Genomic DNA, 17507 nt, shown 5'->3' with positions numbered 1-17507 from the left:
TGCGGCTTGCATGTTCTTGTTTAACTTGGCTGCGAATGGCGGGGGATGCGGTAAAATTGTGCCGCTGGCCGAATACCGCCGGCAGTACGTGCTCTTCCGGACGATGGTAAGGGAGGCTTTGCTCAGACGCAAGCGCGGGGATGTGGGCGCGTACCACGAATGCAGACGATTTTTGCCATTATTTGACGCCGGGCCAGTTTATTAGCTTATTGATGCAAAAACCGCCAGAAGCAAGCGTGACAGAACATGTGCCATTGGCCCTGCGCTGGCAGCGGCTGCGTGCCGCCTATCGCATGGCCAACCTGGCTACCCACCATGTGTTGGGTTTTACCATCAAACTGGTGCTGCTGGCGTATTTCGCCTTCGCCGTGCTATTTTTATTCCTGCGCTACGCCATTCTGCCGAATATCGATTATTACAAAGGCGATATCGAGCGGGCGGCCAGCCGCGCGCTGGGCAACCCTGTCAGCATTGCGCGTATTTATGCCTCGTGGCATGGCGTGCGGCCGAATCTTTTCCTCGGCGATGTGACCCTGCGCGACCAGGCGGGGCGCCAGGCGCTGAGTCTGCCGAGCATATCGGCCACCGTGTCGTGGTGGAGCGTGCTCGGTTCCGTGCGTTTTACAACCCTGGAAATCACGCGGCCCGACCTGGACGTACGGCGCAGCAAGGATGGCAAGCTGTACGTGGCCGGGGTGTTGATCGACAGCACGCAGGGCAGCGATGGCAAGGGCGCCGACTGGCTGCTGTCGCAGCATGACATCATCATTCGCGACGGCAAGGTGCGCTGGACGGATGAAGCGCGCGGCACACCCGAGCTGGCTTTATCACAGGTCAACGTGTTGCTGCGCAACCGCTGGCGCAGCCACCGGCTGGGCTTGCAAGCCACGCCGCCCGCCAGCCTGGCCGCGCCCATCGATGTGCGCGCTCACTTCACGCACCCGCCTTTCAGTACGCGCATCTCCGACGTGTCGATGTGGAAAGGCGAGCTGTACGCCGACCTGAAAAATGCCGACCTGGCCGCCTGGCGCCGCTACCTCGATTACCCGTTCGAACTGAGCCAGGGCAAGGGCGCCCTGCGCGCCTGGTTGAGCCTGGATCACGCGCGCCTGGCCGGCTTCACGGCCGATGTCGGCTTGACGGATGTGACGGCGCAGCTGGGCGAGCATATCGCGCCGCTCGACCTGTTGTCCGTCAGCGGACGCATTTCGGCAAAAGAAGAACTGTCGGCGCAGGTGCCGGACGGCAAGCCGACGTTTGGCGCGAATGGGCACCAGGTCGAGTTGACGAATTTCGCGGTGGAAACCCGAGATGGCCTCAGCCTGCCGCCCACGACCCTGTCCGAACGCTTTGTTGCCGCCACCAAACGCAAGCCGGCGCGTACGGAAATCACGGCCAAGTCGCTCGATCTGCACACCCTGGCCGCGCTGGCCGACAAGCTGCCGCTGGGCGAACAGCAGCGCCAGCGCCTCGACGCCCTGGCGCCGCGCGGGCGTTTGCAGGATTTCTCGGCGCAATGGGAAGGCGAGATGGCGACGCCGGCCAGCTACCGTTTGCGCGGCAAGCTCATCGATCTTGGGCTGAATGCGCAGCCGGCGCGCCTGGCTGTGGCGAAGACGGCGACCAGCCCCGCGCAGGCGGCTGCACCGGCTATCCCCGGTTTCGATCATTTGACTGGCAGTCTCGACGCCAGTGACAAGGGCGGCAAGATCGATATCGATGCACAGGGATTGGTATTGCAACTGGCCTCCTATTTGAGTGAGCCCGCCTTGCCGTTCGAACAATTCGAAATGGAGGCACGCTGGGCTTTCCAAGCAGACAATATGCTGCAAGTCGACCTGGACAGGCTTGATTTAAATCAACAAGGCATGCGAGTTGCCTTGCATGGCTCGCAGCGTTTGCCGCTCGATGGCAAGAATCTGGGCCAGGTCGACTTGACGGGCAGCATCGACAATTTCCAGATCAACACCATCGGCCGCTATCTGCCCCTGCAAACGCCCGAGCACCTGCGCCACTGGCTGACGGGCGCGCTGGAAGGCGGCGTGGCGAGTGATGTCAGCCTGCGCCTGCGCGGCGAACTCGAGCATTTCCCCTTCAAGGGCGATACGCCGGCCCAGCGCAATCGCGGCGACTTCCGCGTGGCCGGCAAGATCGAGAATGGCACCCTGAACTATGCGCCCGGCGAATTCGCGGAAAGCGGCCCGCTGGCCGGCAAGGCACCCCTGTGGCCGCAGGCGGACAAGATCAAGGGCAGTTTCGTGTTTGAACGGGCGCGCATGGAAATTCGCGGTGACACGGCCACCACGGGCGGCGTGGCCCTGACGAATGTCAAAGCCGTGATCCCCGACCTGACCGTCTTCGACACCCTGCTCGATATTGAAGGCAACGCAGCTGGCCCGATGCAGGAATTTCTCAAGTACGTGACGGCCAGCCCCGTGCTGGGCTGGATCGAGCATTTCACGGATGAAACGACGGCGACGGGCAACGCCAGGCTGGCCCTCAAATTGCACTTGCCGACAGAGCGCATGCTCGAGTCGACCGTGCAAGGCAGCTTGCAGCTGGCGGGCAACGACGTGGTGCTGTTCCACGACATGCCTCCCGTGCTGGGCACGCAGGGCAAGATCGAATTCACTGAAAAGGGCGTCAACCTGAATGGCTTGAACGGCAGCCTGTTGGGCGGGCCGCTGGCCATTTCGGGCGGCACGCAGGCGGACGATACCATCCAGGTCAAGATTGCCGGCAACATGACCATCGATGGCTTGCGCAAGACGTATCCGGCGCCCGTGCTGCAGCGCCTGGCAAAACACTTGAGTGGCGGCGCCCGTTACAGCGGCCTGATCACGGCGCGCGATCATCAGGTGGTGGTCAATGTCGAGTCGCCGCTGACGGGCCTGGGCCTGGATTTCCCCGCCCCCCTGAAAAAACCGGCCGGCGACAGCCTGCCCGTGAAATTCACCCTGACGGGCAATGCGGCCAATGGCGCGGGTCTGCGCACGGACGATATCCGCATCGCGCTGGGATCCGGCATCGCTGCGCGCTACCAGCGCCAGAAGCAGGGCAAGGACGCCTGGCGCCTGGTGCGCGGCGGCATCGGCGTGAACGTGCCAGCGCCAGAGCCGGACAGCGGCATGATGTTCAACGTCAATATGAAAACCCTGGACGTGGACAGCTGGATCGCCGCCGGCAGCGAGATCGCCGGCAGCGCCACGGCGCCCGCCGACAGCGGCGCCGCCGACGATGCGCCCGATATCGCCCAATATGTGGTGCCGGACATGATGGCGGCCCGTGCCAGCGAATTGATGCTGGGTGAGCGCAAGCTGGAAAACGTGGTGGTGGGCGCCACGCACCAGAAGGATGTGTGGCAAGCCAATATCGATGCGAAACAAGTGTCGGGCTATGTGACCTGGCTGGAAACGCCGTCGGGCCTGGGCAAGATGACGGCGCGCCTGTCGTCGCTGATCATTCCGGAGTCGGCCGCCAACGACGTGAAGAATTTGCTGGAGGGAAAGAGCGGCGCCCAGTCGATTCCTTCGCTCGATATCGTTGCCGAGCAATTTGAATTGTTCAACAAGAAGATCGGCCGGCTGGAGTTGCAAGCCTATAACACCATGGCGGCGGGCGGGCGCGAGTGGCGCGTGGGCAAGCTGCAATTATCGAATCCCGATGGCGCCCTGAGCGGCAATGGCAAATGGGTCATCAAGGATGGGCAAAGCACGACCAGCCTGCGTTTCGGCCTCGATATCGTCGACGCGGGCAAACTGCTCGACCGTTTCGGCTTTGCCGACACGGTGCGCCGCGGCAAAGGCCGCCTGAGCGGCGACATCGCCTGGAACGGCTTGCCGTATTCGCTCGATATCCCCACCCTGTCGGGGCAGATCGAGATGAACGTGGAATCGGGCCAGTTCCTCAAGCAGGATCCGGGCGCGGCCAAGCTGTTGGGCGTGCTCAGCCTGCAAGCCTTGCCCCGCTTGCTGAAACTCGATTTCCACGACGTGTTTTCCGAAGGCCTGGCCTTCGACGGCATCACGGCCAATGCCAGCATCAAACGCGGTGTCGTGACCACCGACAACCTCAAGATGCATGGCGTGGCGGCCACCGTGCTGATGGATGGCACGGCCGATATCGCCAATGAAACGACGAATCTGCACGTGGTGGTGATCCCGGAATTTAACCTGGGCACGGGGCCGCTCGTGTATGCGCTGGCCGTCAACCCCGTCATCGGCCTGGGTAGTTTCCTCGCGCAATTGTTCCTGCGCGCACCCGTGATGAAGGCGCTCACCTATCACATGCAGATCGCCGGCCCGTGGAAATCGCCCGTCGTGACCAAGCTCGATGGTGGTAAATTGGATCCTGTCGCCGTGCCTGCCGCCGCAGCCGTGGAGGCCGTGGCGAAATAGGCGAGGCGTTCGAATGGAGAAAAGGTGGCAATGATGCATACAGTCGCAGCAGTACAAATGATTTCCTCGCCTTCCGTGGACGACAACCTGGCCACGGCGCGGCGCCTGGTGGCGCAGGCCGCCGCCGCTGGCGCGCAACTGGTGGTATTGCCCGAATACTGGGCCATCATGGGCAAGCAGGAAACGGACAAGCTGGCCCATGCGGAACAGCCCGGCAGCGGCCCGATCCAGGACGGCATGGCGCAGATGGCGCGCCAGCACGGCATCTGGCTGATCGGCGGCACCTTGCCCCTGATTTCCGGCGAGGAGGGCAAGGTCCTCAATACCACGCTGGTGTACGACCCGCAAGGCGCGCCGGCCGGCCGCTACGACAAGATCCACCTGTTCGGTTTTACGCGCGGCACCGAGTCGTACAACGAATCGCGCACCATCGTGCCCGGCGCGCAGGTGCGCTCGATCGAGACGCCGTTCGGCCGGGTAGGCCTGTCCATCTGCTATGACCTGCGCTTTCCCGAGCTGTACCGCGCCATGGGCGATTGCGCGCTGATCGTCGTGCCGGCCGCGTTTACCCATACGACGGGCAGCGCCCACTGGGAAGTGCTGCTACGCGCGCGCGCCATCGAAAACCAGTGCTATGTGCTGGCTTCGGCGCAGGGCGGCCTGCATCCGAACGGCCGCCGCACATGGGGGCACAGCATGCTGATCGACCCGTGGGGCGAAGTGAAAGCCGTGTTGCCCGAAGGCGAGGGCGTGGTCAGCGGCGAGATCGACCTGCTGTTTTTGGCCGGCGTGCGCGAGTCGCTGCCAGCCCTGGCGCACCGCACTATGTGAGGGTACCTGACATAAGCTACTGCGCGTCGCGCTTTGCGGCCTGCGATGCTCACCGTGCTCAAGCACGGCTGCGCTTCTCGGCCACAAATCACTGCCGCTCGCTACGCTTCTGTCAGGTACTGAGAATGAGTTGAATATAATTAGCGAGTGCAAAGTTATGAAGCCATTTGAACCCAATCTGTCGAGCCTGGCCGTGGCGCGCGATATCCTGCTCACGCCGTTTGGCCTGGACGAAGACAAGCTGCTCAAAGCCCTGGGCACGATGTTTACGCACAAGGTCGACTATGCCGACCTGTATTTCCAGTCGACCAGGAGCGAAGGCTGGAGCCTGGAAGAGGGCATCGTCAAGACGGGCAGTTTTTCCATCGACCAGGGCGTGGGTGTGCGCGCCGTGTCCGGCGACAAGACGGCGTTTGCGTATTCCGACGACATTTCCGAGCGGGCCCTGCTGGAAGCGGCGGCGGCCACGCGCACCATTGCGCGCGCCGGCGCCGGCAAAATCAAGATCGCGGGCCAGATGCTTGCGCAGGGTGGACGTTCCTTGTACCTGCCCAACGATCCGCTTGCCTCGCTGGATGCCACGGCCAAGGTGCAATTGCTCGAGCGCGTGGAAAAGATGGCGCGGGCGAAAGATCCCCGGGTGGTGCAAGTGATGGCGGGCCTGGCCGGCGAATACGACGTGGTGCTGGTGCTGCGCAGCGACGGCGTGCTGGCGGCCGACATCCGTCCTCTCGTGCGCGTCTCGCTGACCGTGATCGCGGAACAGAATGGCCGCCGCGAAACGGGCTCGGCCGGTGGCGGCGGGCGTTACAGCTATGACTATTTTAGTGATGCCGTGCTGGAACAATACGCGACGGACGCCGTTAATTCAGCGCTGGTGAACCTGGACGCGCGCCCGGCGCCCGCCGGCCCCATGACCATCGTGCTGGGTCCTGGCTGGCCCGGCATCCTGCTGCACGAAGCGATCGGCCATGGCCTGGAAGGCGATTTCAACCGCAAGGGCTCGTCCGCGTTTTCCGGGTGCATCGGCGAGCGCGTGGCCGCCAAGGGCGTTACCGTGGTCGACGACGGCACCCTGGCCGGCCGCCGAGGTTCGCTGAATATCGATGACGAGGGCAACCCGACGCAGTGCACGACCCTGATCGAGGATGGCATCCTGAAGGGTTACATCCAGGACACCATGAATGCGCGCCTGATGAAAATGCCCGTGACGGGCAATGCGCGCCGCGAATCGTTCGCCCACCTGCCCATGCCGCGCATGACGAACACGTATATGCTCGGTGGCGACAAGGATCCGGGAGAGATCCTCGCCTCCGTCAAAAACGGTTTGTATGCCGTCAACTTCGGCGGCGGCCAGGTCGACATCACGAATGGCAAGTTCGTCTTTTCGGCCAGCGAAGCGTACATGATTGAAAACGGCAAGCTCAGCTACCCGGTGAAGGGCGCGACCCTGATCGGCAACGGCCCTGACGTACTCAACCGCGTCTCCATGATCGGCAACGATATGCGCCTCGATTCGGGCGTGGGCGTGTGCGGCAAGGAGGGACAAAGCGTGCCCGTGGGCGTGGGTCAGCCGACCTTGCGTCTCGATGGCATTACGGTTGGCGGGACGGCCTGATTTTTTTGGGCACTGCGCGGCCAACGCGATTGTCGGATTACGCCCTCCGGGCTAATCCGACCTACTTTTTTCTGACATGGCGTTTGCGTAGTTGTCGGATTACGCGTGGCTAGGCCCCGCTAATCCGACCTACATTTTTGGCATGCTGCTCGTGTAGGTCGGGTTAGCGCAAAGCGCGTAACCCGACATCACCATCAAGCGAACTACCGGCCGCGCCAAGACAGCTGCTGGATCTCAGAATTTATACTTCACCCCCGCGCTGACAAACCGTCCTGCCGCGCCCGCATAGTCGAGCGGGTTGTAGCCCGTGGCGCCATAGGTGAGCGGATCGAGCGGGGCGATCTTGTCGAACAGGTTTTGCACCGTCGCAAACACTTCCAGCTTGGGCGTGGCCAGCCAGCGGGCCGTCAGGTCCACCGTGGTGAACGAGGCGATGCGGCAACCGTGTGGGGCATCGGTGCCGTCGGCGAAATGCGTGGCGCAGCCGTCCGGGTCATTCTTGAACCGCACGTTGTCGAGTGGTGCGCGGTAATTGACGTTGGCCGTGACGCGCCAGTTCTGGCGTTCCCAGGTGGCGCCCAGGTTGATGCGGTCGTCCGGCGTGCCCATGCAGTTGGACACGTCGCAATTACCATGCGTGCCGGCAAAATCGCGCTGCGTGCCGTCCTGCTCCGTGCGCAGCCATTTGTACAGATGCGTCCATTTCACGTCGAACACCAGGCTGCCATAGTCGCTGCCCAGGCTGAAGCGCTGGCGCGCGTCGATATCGATGCCGCGCACCGTCGTTTGCGCCGAATTCACATAGTTGGCCAGCACGGCCGTGATGGCGCCCGGATCGCCGGGAATGCCGGTGGCCGTCGTGGGGTCGCGCGCCACGTTGCCGGCGGCAATGGCCGCATCCGTTTGCTCCTGGTTGATTTCATTCTTGCGGCGGATTTGCCACAGGTCGACGGAAATGCTGGTACGCGGCAGAGGGTCCCAGATGGCGCCCACGGAATAGCTGCGCGAACGCTCGGGCGACAGGTTGGGATTGGGCGAGGTGATGACGGCGATTGCCGCTGGATCGCACGCCACTTCCACACCCAGCGCGCAGCGCAGCGGATCGCTGGCGGTGGAGAATGCTGCAAGGCCGCCGACGCCGTTTTCTGCCGCGCTGGGCGCGCGGAAACCCTTGGCGAAGGTACCGCGCAGGGCCAGTTCGCGCACGGGTGTCCATTTCACGCCTACTTTCGGCGTGTAGGAATTGCCCACGTCGGTGAAATGGTCGGCGCGCAGGGCGCCCGACAGTTCCACGGTCTTCAGCACGGGCGCCAGCACCTCGGCATAGATGGCCGAGGCATTGCGGCTGCCTTTGTAGGCGGAATAGCCGAGGCCGATGATATTGCCCCGTTCCGTGCCCGTGGTGGGTTTGAGTTCCGTCGATTCGTGGCGGAATTCCGCCCCCACGGCCACGCCCAGGCTGCCGCCGTCGAGCTTGCCCAATTCGCGGCTGGCCTTGAAATCGATCTGCGCGATATGCGTCTTGGCGTCATTCGAGATGCGCGGCGACAGGGCCGCGTATAGCTCGGCGGAATTGAGGCCCGCGTTTTCCGCGATGCGCCACAGGCTGCCGGCTGGCAGGGCCGCATACGCGGGGTTCAGGCTGGCCGCCGCCACATTGGCGGCAGTCGGGTTGAGCAAGGCGAAGGCCACGTCGCGCTGCAGGTAGCCGTCCAGGTCGTTTGACACCTTGTTTTGCGAGTACAGCAGGGCGCTGTCGATATCCCAGCCCGCCACGCTGCCCTTGATGCCGGCGACAAAACGCGTGAAGGTGGAATTGACTTCCGACAGGCGCGGCCCCACGTCGGCCGCCAGGTAGCGCAGCCGCGCCGCCGTGCCGAAATACGGATTGTCCGGATGGGCTGCACCCAGCGACACGCCCGCATTGCTGACAGGGCCGCCCGGGTAGCCGACCGAGCCGCTGACCGTCGATGGCGTGGTGGCCGAGTTCGACTTGCTGTGATACAGGTTCAATTCGGCATACGTTTGCAGCGCTGGCGTCAATTGCCAGGCGGCGCGGCCGAAGAAATTGATGTTCTTTTGCTTGGGCTGGATCTGGCCGTATTGTTGGGCGGCATCGGTCAGGCAACCGCCGCCCGGATCACCTTGCGGATGCGTGGTGAAGTTGCCGCAGGCGGCGCCGGGGAAGGTGCGCGTAAAATCCGCGCCGGCCAGGTTGCCGCGGTTGTAGTAGTCGAGCGTGTCGGGATTGCGCACATTGCCGTTGACGGCGCTGCCGGCCGCATTGTTGGTGGTGATGGCGCCCGCGCCGCTGAGCGATTCCTGCGCGCTGAAGCCCAGGTCGCGCAAGTCGCTGCGCCCGATGGCGCCGCGCCCGGCCCGGTTGCGGTTCCAGATGGCGGCCTTTTCGCTGTATTCGAGGTTCAACAGCACGTTGTAGCGGTCGCTGTCGATGTCGCCGAAGCCGTGCGTGATGGCGGCGCGCGCATCGCGCCCGTCCCATTCCTTCGTCTTGCCGTAGTTGCCCTTGATGGCCGTGCCCTGATAGTCGCGCCGCAGGATCACGTTGACGACGCCGGCGATGGCGTCGGAGCCATAGATGGCCGAGGCGCCATCCTTGAGAATTTCCACCCGTTCCACCGCTTCCAGGGGAATGATGTTCAGGTCGGCAAATACTTTCTGGCCATCATCTGCCAGGCCATACGGCGCGACGCGGCGGCCATTCAGCAGCACCAGGGTCGAGGCCGTGCCGAGACCGCGCAGCGACACGCCGGAAGCGCCGGCGGCAAAGCCGTTGCCGAAGGTGGTGGGGACGGAACCCTGGTTGTCGACGGCCAGGGTCTGCAGCAGTTCGGCCACGCTGGACTTGCCCGACTTTTCAATGTCTGCCGCGTTCAGGGTTTGTACGGCAGAAGCCGTTTCCGCTTGCGCGCGGCGGATGTTCGAGCCGGTGATTTCCACGCGGGCAATCGGCGCGGCGTCCTGTGCCAGGACGGGTAGACTCAGCAGCGCACTGGCCAGTGCCAGGCTCAGTCTGGGTGGTGAAAAGGCAGCGGACTGTAGGGATGATGTAGGGATCATGCGGTTCTCCGGAAAGGTCAGGCAGTCAAAGGTCATCGATACGTCCTTGAGTTTTATCCGTGAGGTGATGCCGGGACTAGATCTAGATCAAGTAGCGCCCCGCTTGTCGTCGATAGAATGGCTGGCGTGGCGTGGTTGCCACGACGAGCACAGCAGTAGGGGCGAACAGGCGGGTATCGGCAGCGCGCAACTTTTTATGCTTTTTTGCGTGTTGTGCAGTGTAAAACGGCGGCGGCATGCGGCTTTGCCGACAAATATGCTTGCCAACCGTTGCAATTTAGGTTTATAGTCGTTCATCACTTACGGATGACTCGCATGTTCGCTCGCCACTTTTTTACCGCTTATTTTTACTTTAGCAATTCCAACCCAAAGGCGGTGGAGTAGCGGTCGGTTCACGTAGCAGCAACACGAGATCCCAGCAAATTCTAAAAAACCGCCACTGATGGCGGTTTTTTTTTACCCAGATGTTTTACCCTTCCTTAAATTTTGGAGAAAATGATGCCCCGCACCGATGATTTGCGTATTCGCGAAATGAAGGAATTGACTCCGCCGTCCCACCTGATCCGCGAATTCGCCTGCTCGGAGCAAGCCGAACAGACCGCCGCCAGCGCCCGCATTGCCCTGCACCGTATCCTGCATGGCCAGGACGACCGCCTGATGGTGGTGATCGGCCCTTGCTCCATCCACGACACCAAGGCGGCGATGGAATATGCGCGCCTGCTCGTCAAGGAGCGCGCGCGTTTCGCCGGCGAACTGGAAATCGTCATGCGCGTCTACTTCGAGAAGCCGCGCACCACGGTGGGCTGGAAGGGCCTGATCAACGACCCGTACATGGACAACAGCTTCCGCATCAACGACGGCTTGCGCATGGCACGCGAGCTGTTGCGCGATATCAATGAGCTGGGCTTGCCGGCCGGCACCGAGTTCCTCGACGTCATCAGCCCGCAATACATCGCCGACCTGATCAGCTGGGGCGCCATCGGCGCACGCACGACGGAGTCGCAGGTGCACCGCGAGCTGGCGTCGGGATTGTCCTGTCCCGTCGGCTTCAAGAATGGCACGGACGGCAATGTGAAAATCGCAGTGGAAGCCATCAAGGCCGCCTCGCAGCCGCACCATTTTCTCTCCGTCACGAAGGGCGGCCACTCGGCCATCGTCTCGACCAATGGCAACGAGGATTGCCACATCATCTTGCGCGGCGGAAAAACCCCGAACTATGACGCGGCCAGCGTGGACGAGGCGTGCAAGGCCATCGGGGCGCAAGGTCTGGCGGCGCGCCTGATGATCGACGCTTCGCATGCGAACAGCTCGAAAAAACCGGAAAACCAGATCCCCGTGTGTGCCGACATCGCCAGCCAGGTGGCAGGCGGCGATGGCCGCATCGTCGGCGTGATGGTGGAATCGCATCTGGTGGCGGGGCGCCAGGATTTAATCCCGGGCAAGGAATTGATCTATGGCCAGTCCGTCACGGACGGCTGCATCGACTGGAGCGCCAGCGTGGCCGTGCTGGAAAACCTGGCGGCGGCCGTGAAGCAGCGCCGCTTGCAGGGCGACGCGGAATAAAGTGCCGCGCAGCATGAAAAAAAGCCCGGAAAGCTAAGCTTTCCGGGCTTTTCAGTTTTCAGCTCACGATGAGCTTAGAACTTGTAGGAACCGCTCAGATAGAACTGGCGGCCCAGGGCGCTCGAGTACGATGGGTTGTAGCCAATTTGATGCGAACCCGTGTTGCGCAGGGTGAATGGCGGATTGCGGTCGAACAGGTTCAGGATGCCGCCTGTGATTTCCACGTTCTTCAAAGGACGGTAAGCCGTCTGGAAGTCGAAGGTGGTGTAGCTCGGCACTTCCAGCTGGATGCCATAGCATTCGCCAGGGCTGCCGGCGACGATCACGGCGCAATCGTCGACCGTCTGTTCCTTGTCCGTGTAGCCATTGCGGTAGCTGGCGCTCAGCGTATGCGTGAACTTGGCCGTCTCATACGAGGTGGTGGCGCGGATGATGTTGCGGAAGCTGACCTTGTCGTTCGAGCCGTAGCGATTCAGGCTGGTTTCCCACTGATCATCGGTGCCCGGTGTCGTGTAGCGCGAACGCAGCAGGTAGGTACCCATCAGGCGGCTCGTCAGACGGCCGTCCAGCAACTTCATCTTGTGGGTGAAGTCGTAGTCGATACCGCGGTTTTCCACCTTGCCGATGTTAATCGGCAGCAGCTTGATGGCCAGCACGTCGAGGCCCGTCGAGGTGATGTGCTTGGTGGTGAACAGGTTGGCATACTTGGCTGGATTGTTGAAGATCAAGCCTTCGGAAACCGCCGTGACCTGGTCGCGGATTTCCACGTTCCACAGGTCGAACGACATCGACAAGCTATCGATTGGCTCGAACACGGTACCGATGCTCCATTGCTTCGACGTTTCCGGCTTCAGCTCAGGATTGCCGCCCTGGAAGGCTTCGAATTGCTGACGTCCAACGCCACTGCAGTAGCTGGCCAGCGGGTGACCGCCCATGCCGTTTGCCGCCGTCAATGGGCATTGGTAGTTACCGCCCGTGACGCCCCAGTCTTCCAGCGGTCCGGCGATTTCTTGCATGCTGGCGGCGCGGAAGCCGGTGCCGGCAGCGGCGCGGAACATCAGGCTCTTGGTCGCGGAATACTTGCCGCTGACTTTCCAGGTGGTGGCGTTTTCTTTCTTGCCTACCGTTTTGCCCGTCAGTTTGTCGTCGATGGCGCCGATCTGGTCATAACGCAGCGAGCCGGTCACTTCCAGTTTTTTCGAAATCGGCAGCATCAGTTCAGCATACGCGCCCGCATTGTCGCGAGCGTATTCGCTGTCGACTTGCGCATTGTCAAACAGGATTTGCGCCTGCTTGGCGACGTCCGCCTGTTGCATCTTGAACGAAGTGTTGCGGTAGTCTGCGCCCACGCCCAGCATGGCGGTTCCGCCCGGCAGCGAGAATACAGGGCGCGAAGCGCGGCCGTCGACGCCCTTCATTTCCACGGTTTGCGTGTTGTAGGTGCCGCTGAAGCCAGTGCCCAGCAGGGCCTGACGCATGGCGTTCGGCATGGCGCCCACAGGGTAGGCGAACGGGTCGATAGTGCCGGCGTCGAGCAGGGCGTTGAACTTGTCGGACAGCGGGAAGCCGCTGACGTAGTCCTGCGTTTGCTTGTTTTTCGAGTACGTCACGGCTGTGTTGATATCCCAGCCGAATGCACTGCCTTCCACGCCACCGACGAGGTGGGTCGCCTTGTTGCCGTAGTCGTACACGCGGTTACCCATTTCGGACAGGCGGTACTTGGCGACGCCGCTCACGGCATTGGCCAGCTGCGACGGGCTCAACTGCGAGGCAATGTATTTGCTGAACAGGGGCGAATCCGGGGAAATGGAGAAATCGGCCGGGTACGGCGCGATGCTGGCCTTGATGCTCGCTTCGGTGTAGGCGAAGTCGTAGAAACCCTGCCAGCCGGTCTTGCCCAACTTGACGGTACCCGAACTGAACAGCGAGTCGCGCTTCGATTCGGGATTGATTTCAATGGTGGACGGCGAGTCGAAATAGCAGTTGCCATCACCGTAGAAGTCCATATTGCTTGGCGCGCACTTGCCGCCATGGGCCAGTGCATACGGATTGGCCAGGTTGACGCTGTCGACGAACGGTTTGTTGGTTTCCGGGTTGATCACCACGTTGCCGTTTGCATCGGTACGGTTGTAGGTGGCAGCGGCATTGGCCGCCGACGAACGCGAGGAACCGTTGATGAATTGCAGCGCCTTGCCGGTTTTCGGATCGTTGAAATTGATGATGCCGCTTTTTGCGAAGCTGCGCTGCGATGCTTTCAGCGATTTTTGTTCGTCATGGCTGGCCGACACGAAGATGCTGTAGCCGTCTTCGTCGATATCGCCGAAGCCCTTGCTGATCGAAATCGAATTACTGGCGCCGCCTTTTTCTTCAGGGCGCGAGTACTTGGCATTGATTTCCAGCGGCGAAGCGCCTTTTTTCAGGATGAAGTTGACCACGCCGGCGATGGCGTCGGCGCCATACAGGGCCGAGGCGCCGTCCGTCAGCACTTCCACGCGCTCGATGGCCGACAGGGGGATCGAGTTCAGGTCGATGGTGGTGCCGGAATTGGATGGCGCCAAGCGGCGGCCGTTCAGCAGCACCAGCGTGTAGGCTGCGCCGATATCGTGGATCGAGGCCGTGGTGACGCCGCCGCCACCGCCGCCCACCGAATCGGCGGCCACGGAGAAGCCCTGCATCGCAGGAATCTGCTGAATGAAATCGGTCACCGTGGTGACGCCGGTTTTCTTGATGTCTTTCTGGTTGAACGACTGCACCGGCAGCGACGCTTCGGAAGCGATGCGCTTGATGCTCGAACCCGTGACTTCCACGCGTTGCATGGTGCCATCTGTTGTTTCTTGCGCATACGCGGTGTGCATGCTCAGGGCCATGCCGCCTGCAAACATCAGGCGCAGCGACCGCGATATTACATTTTCTATCATCATCTGAAATTCCTTGTTATTGTGATAAAGGCGGCAATTATTTTGAAATAACTTGTTGCTCGCCAACAATTTATTTGCCTTTTTACAAATCCACCAATGAAAATTCTGTAAATTTTCAGGGCCCTCATCAAAACATTCACCATTCAGATTGTCAATTTCGTGCGGACTTTTTGGACAAAATGCAACATTTTCCTGTTTTTTTTATAATCCTTCAGCAATAAAGTATCGTGAACCCTTGTCAGTCCTGCTCAGATGCGTAAAATAAAACGGCGCACATCATCGCTGATGGCGCCGCGTTTCTGTCGCTGGCACGCTGTTGCCAGCGCTGCCTGTTTTATCTGTCGACCTGAACTTTTCCCCTTAAAACGTATAGCTGCCGCGCAGGTAATACGCACGCCCGACCGGGTCCGTGTAGCGCGGGTCATAGCCTTTCTGGAACAAGGTGCCCTGGTTCGAGAACGGCGGCTCCCTGTCCAGCAGGTTCTTCACGCCGGCCGTCAGCAGCAAGCCCTTCCACGCATAGCTGCCCGACAGTCCCAGCAGGCTGTACGACGACACATCGTGCCGGTATGGCGGCTCGACCAGGTTCTGGTCCGTGTAGCGCGACTTGAACGATTGCGACAGGGTGGCGCCCCAGTTGCCCTTGCGCCAGTTCAGCGTGGCCGTGTGCTTCCAGCGGAATACCGGATTGTTGTCGGCATAGCGGCCCACGTTGGCGATGAAGGCGCCGTTGCGTTCGTTCTGGTAGTCGTACTTGTGGGTCCACGTGCCATCGACCGTGACGCTGACATCGCCATACGCGCCGCGTGCCAGGCGCGCATTCAGGCTGACGTCGATGCCGTCGGTTTTCACTTCGCCGAGGTTATCGTTCAGGTCGAGAATGGCGTACGGCGAACCATCGGGATTGCGCAGGAACAAGGCCTTGTATTTCTCGTAGTTGCCGAAGATCGATTGCTCGGGCAAGGAGGCAATCTTGTCCTTCAAATGGATGTTCCAGTAGTCGATGGCGACGGTCACTTCTTTGATCGGCTCGAGCACCAGGCCGAAGGCGAAAGTCGTGGATTTTTCCGGTTTCAGGTTTTCATTGCCGCCTTGTAGCTTGAACTGCTGCAAGTCGCAATCGCGCAAGGGATTGGCACCGGGTTGCGGCACGCCACCGGGGCACAAAATCGGGTCGTCATAGCTGTCGTTGGTATCGTTCTTCGACGGCGGCGCATTCTTTTCAAACAGGGTGGGGGCGCGGAAACCCGTGCTGGCCGAGCCGCGCAGCACCAGCGCGCTGCTGGCCTGGTAGCGCAGGGCCAGTTTCGGATTGGTGGTGCTGCCCACGTCGCTGTAGTGGTCGAAACGGGCGGCTAGCTGCACTTCCAGGTCCTTGATCAGCGGTAAGTTGATTTCGCCAAAGACGGCCTGGATGGTGCGCGAGCCGCGCTTCGACAGCGAGCCCGACAAGCCGGAACTGGTGGCTTGGCCGGCGATGGCGCGGTTGACGTTGAAGTCGGCCTTTTCGCGCCGCACTTCGCCGCCCAAAGCGATGGCCAGCGGGCCGCCGGCCAGCTGCATCAGGTCGCGGCTGCCTTTGAGGTCGAAGCCCGTGGTGGTGACCCTGGCGTTCTGCACTTCGCCGCGCAGGGCCGTGCTGTCGAGGTAAGCCTTGCCGGGGGCATCCTGCATCCCAAACGGGTTCAGGATGCCGTTCAGCACGCCAGCGGCAAAGCTCGCATCCTGCACATAGCCGTTGGTAAATTTTTCCGACGACTTGCTGATCGCGTGGCTCAGCCCCGTCTTGTAATCCCAGCCCGCCAGTTCCCCTTCCAGCGCCAGCACCAGGCGGTCGGCTTTGCCGGTGGAATCGATTTGCCGCTGGCCTGCCTCGACGGGACGCCAGTTGACGCTCAGGCGCTGGCCCGACAAGCCCGGCTGGGCCGGCACACCGCCCGCATTGCCCGGATAGTATCGGCTCGTGCTGGGCAGGATCAAGCCTGTTTGCGGCGGCGGCGCCGTGCGTGCCTTCACCTTGTTTTCCGAATGCAGGTATTCCACCGTGGCCAGGTGGCCGCCGCCGAGCTTGAAGGCGCCCTTGCCGAAGAATGCCAGCTGTTCCTGCGCCGGCAGGTCGTCGATCTGGCGCGTGTAATCCTGGCGGCAAGTGCCGTTCGCCGGCACGGCCGGCACCGACAGCGGCGGCAGGCAGCCGCTGGCCGCGTACGGATTGCCGGCCAGGCCCTTGCCGCCATTGGCCGCCGCATCGAAGTAATTGCCGGGGAAGGTTGTGCCGCTGGTAATGGACAGGCCGCGCGAGGGGATGATGCCGGTGGCCGAGAAGGCGCGGTCCTGCGAGGTCAGCACTTCTTGCTTGTGATAGTCGAGCACGCCAAAAATATTGTAGCCATCCGTGTCGAGCTCGCCAAAGCCCGTCGACAGGTTGATGCGGTGCTCGTCGCCGCCCTTGTGCTGGGATGCGATGATTTCGGCGGTGATGTTCGTGACGTTGACGGAACGCTTCGTGATGAAATTGATGACGCCGCCGATGGCGTCCGTGCCGTAGATGGCCGAGGCGCCGTCGCGCAGCACTTCGACTCTTTCCAGGGCGGCGATGGGAATGATGTTCAGGTCGACGCTGGCGCCGTCATACGGATGGTTGGCGATGCGCCGGCCATTGAGCAGCACCAGGGTCTTGTCGCCGCCCAGTCCGCGCAAGTCGGCGCTGGCCTGGCCGCCCGTGGGCAAGCCGCTGGTATTGCCGCCGACGGCATTGCCGCTGCCCATGCTCGACGCGTTCGCGGGGATCCTGCCCAGCACTTCCTGGGCCGTCGTCAAGCCCTGTCTGGCGAAATCCTCGGCCTTGAAGATGGACAAGGGCGTCGCCGTTTCCGCGACGAGGCGCTTGATGGAGGAACCGGTGACTTCGACTCTTTGCATGGCGGGCGTGCTGGCTGTGTCGGTGTCCTGCGCCATGGCCGCATGGCCATAAACACCGAGCAAGGCTGCGCACAGCAGGCGCAAGGCAGGGAAGGGACTGCGGGTTGGCATCATCTGACACTCCTGTGGCGTGGGTTTGGCCAAGTGGCCTGCAAGGGAGTTTTACAGGCGCGCGGG

7 protein-coding genes are annotated in these 17507 nt (G+C 62.0%); 4 read left to right on the top strand and 3 right to left on the bottom strand.

Features of this window, described 5'->3' with window-relative positions:
- The first annotated feature begins 236 nt into the window (after positions 1-236).
- From KO539_RS19700 to tldD, 3 genes are all read left to right on the top strand, one after another.
- On the top strand, positions 237-4397 hold the full coding sequence (locus KO539_RS19700; protein ID WP_374106460.1) for a YhdP family protein: 4161 nt from the start codon (positions 237-239) through the stop codon (positions 4395-4397).
- A gap of 30 nt (positions 4398-4427) precedes the next feature.
- Positions 4428-5228 (top strand): carbon-nitrogen hydrolase family protein, encoded by an 801-nt coding sequence (locus KO539_RS19695; protein ID WP_099400774.1) that lies wholly within the window; start codon positions 4428-4430, stop codon positions 5226-5228.
- A gap of 157 nt (positions 5229-5385) precedes the next feature.
- The gene (gene tldD, locus KO539_RS19690; RefSeq protein ID WP_219311051.1) at positions 5386-6846 is read left to right on the top strand and encodes a metalloprotease TldD; all 1461 of its coding nucleotides are present in this window, start codon (positions 5386-5388) and stop codon (positions 6844-6846) included.
- Positions 6847-7080: 234 nt separating this feature from the next.
- Here the strand turns inward: tldD and KO539_RS19685 are convergent, their stop codons facing one another.
- Positions 7081-9963: a TonB-dependent receptor gene (locus KO539_RS19685; RefSeq protein ID WP_257626360.1), complete on the bottom strand. Its 2883-nt coding sequence runs from the start codon at positions 9961-9963 to the stop codon at positions 7081-7083.
- A gap of 462 nt (positions 9964-10425) precedes the next feature.
- Here KO539_RS19685 and aroG point away from each other — a divergent pair, with 462 nt between their 5' ends.
- Positions 10426-11490, top strand: a complete 1065-nt coding sequence (aroG, locus tag KO539_RS19680; protein WP_035828690.1) for a 3-deoxy-7-phosphoheptulonate synthase AroG — start codon at positions 10426-10428, stop codon at positions 11488-11490.
- Between the two features lie 74 nt (positions 11491-11564).
- Here the strand turns inward: aroG and KO539_RS19675 are convergent, their stop codons facing one another.
- Positions 11565-14411, bottom strand: coding sequence for a TonB-dependent receptor (locus KO539_RS19675; RefSeq protein ID WP_219311049.1), 2847 nt, complete (start codon positions 14409-14411; stop codon positions 11565-11567).
- A gap of 357 nt (positions 14412-14768) precedes the next feature.
- Complete coding sequence (locus tag KO539_RS19670) at positions 14769-17444, bottom strand: TonB-dependent receptor (protein ID WP_257626359.1); 2676 nt, start codon at positions 17442-17444, stop codon at positions 14769-14771.
- Between the last annotated feature and the right edge of the window lie 63 nt (positions 17445-17507).

Source organism: Janthinobacterium sp. NKUCC06_STL, from assembly GCF_019345455.1.
GTDB lineage: Bacteria > Pseudomonadota > Gammaproteobacteria > Burkholderiales > Burkholderiaceae_D > Janthinobacterium > Janthinobacterium rivuli.
The sequence above is the reverse complement of the archived record's forward strand: the minus strand, read 5'-3'. Positions and strand labels throughout refer to the sequence as shown.